The sequence below is a fragment of the Ruegeria sp. BHSB058 genome, assembly GCF_059613285.1.
The window spans coordinates 1-1,346 of record NZ_JBXWSF010000187.1; the positions used below are offsets into that span (position 1 = coordinate 1).

Genomic DNA, 1,346 nt, shown 5'->3' on the forward strand with positions numbered 1-1,346 from the left:
GATCATCGACGAACTGGAGCCGGAAAAGCGCGGCATCTATGGCGGCGGGGTCGGTTATTTCTCGGCTGGCGGCGACATGGATATGTGCATCGCCCTGCGTACCGCCATCGTGAAGGATCGCAAGCTCTATATCCAGGCAGGCGGTGGTGTTGTCTATGACAGCGACCCCGAGGCGGAATATATGGAAACCGTGCACAAATCCAACGCGATCCGCCGCGCTGCTGCAGACGCGTCCCGGTTCACGGGTAATGGCAACCGGTGACATCCGGTTTGGGCATGCAGATATTCACGCCAGATCAGTACGTTACGTCGCGGTGGAAAAATGGTGGTGGCATCACGCATGAAATTGCGCGCGGTAATCAGGACGGTCACCTGCTTTGGCGGCTGAGCCTGGCTGAGGTCGACCGGGACGGGCCGTTTTCGGTTTTTCCGGGCCTGCACCGCATTCTCACGGTTGTCTCGGGCGCCGGAATGGTCTTGGAAGGCGTACAGGGGAACCTGCCTGCGCCACCTTTTTCACCGCTCACTTTTTCAGGTGATATTGAACTTTGCGGAAGGCTGCGGAGTGGGCCGGTACGAAACTTCAATCTGATCTTTGACCCCACCCGGCTTTGTCCCCGCGTCACGTGTCACAGTGGGCCGGAGCGTTTGCGTTTTCCGGACCACCCTTGTGGGGTGTATATGGTTTCGGGGCAGGCTGGCATCGGCAGTATCAAACTGAAGTCCGGGTCCTTCGTTCTTGAACCGAACGATGACGTTGCATTGGATCCGGGCGCAACGGCACTGTGCGTCGAATTGCGAGCCGTGAATTCACCAAAGAATTGAGAGCACCCGCCAGTCCTGCATCACCCCCCGGCCCCGCTTTTCAGAACCGCTGAGACCGGCGCCAGAGAAACCCGGCTCGCGCGGTCCTGAAGGCCCCAAAGCACCAGCGCCGAGATGGTGTCAGGGCGCACCCGACCCAACATGATCACGGATCCTTCCTGCCCGGCCCGGAATGCCGCCTGATCCAGAAAACGCCGCATCACCTTGGGCTCTTGACCCGCACCGTCAAAATCCCGGAACACCACTGCCGAGGGAACGCCGTTACGCGCCGCAAGTTTCTGTGCGGTGTTCAGGCCATTGTCCTGCATGACCACTCCGCGCCCGGTGCCGCCCGCAATGGCCGTGACCTGTTCGGCAAGGTCCCGGTTGCCCTGGACACCGGTCAACGTGCCTTCGAGAATGCCGACCGTTTCGGGCAAGGTTTCAAGCCAGACCGCCAGCGAAACCTCGGCATCTTTTGCGGTCGCTTCCAGTGGCATATCGGTCATCATCATGACTTCGAAACCGGCCGTCCGGTAACG

At 60.3% G+C, this 1,346-nt stretch carries 3 protein-coding genes; 2 read left to right on the plus strand and 1 reads right to left on the minus strand.

What is annotated here, in order from left to right; genetic code table 11:
* Both AC2FNB_RS21240 and AC2FNB_RS21245 read left to right on the plus strand, forming a co-directional pair.
* On the plus strand, positions 1-262 hold a 262-nt coding region (locus AC2FNB_RS21240; protein ID WP_496748707.1), incomplete at its 5' end, for a chorismate-binding protein.
* Positions 263-276: 14 nt separating this feature from the next.
* Positions 277-825, plus strand: a complete 549-nt coding sequence (locus tag AC2FNB_RS21245; protein ID WP_496748708.1) for a HutD/Ves family protein — start codon at positions 277-279, stop codon at positions 823-825.
* 20 nt (positions 826-845) lie between these two features.
* On the opposite strand, the gene AC2FNB_RS21250 is transcribed toward AC2FNB_RS21245, so the two are convergent.
* Positions 846-1,346: divergent polysaccharide deacetylase family protein (locus AC2FNB_RS21250; RefSeq protein WP_496748709.1), on the minus strand; the 501-nt coding region annotated here is incomplete at its 5' end.

Excerpts from the sequence above, each read along its gene's own strand:
- AC2FNB_RS21245 (WP_496748708.1), top strand. The coding sequence starts at position 277 with ATGCAGATATTCACGCCAGATCAGTACGTTACGTCGCGGTGGAAAAAT.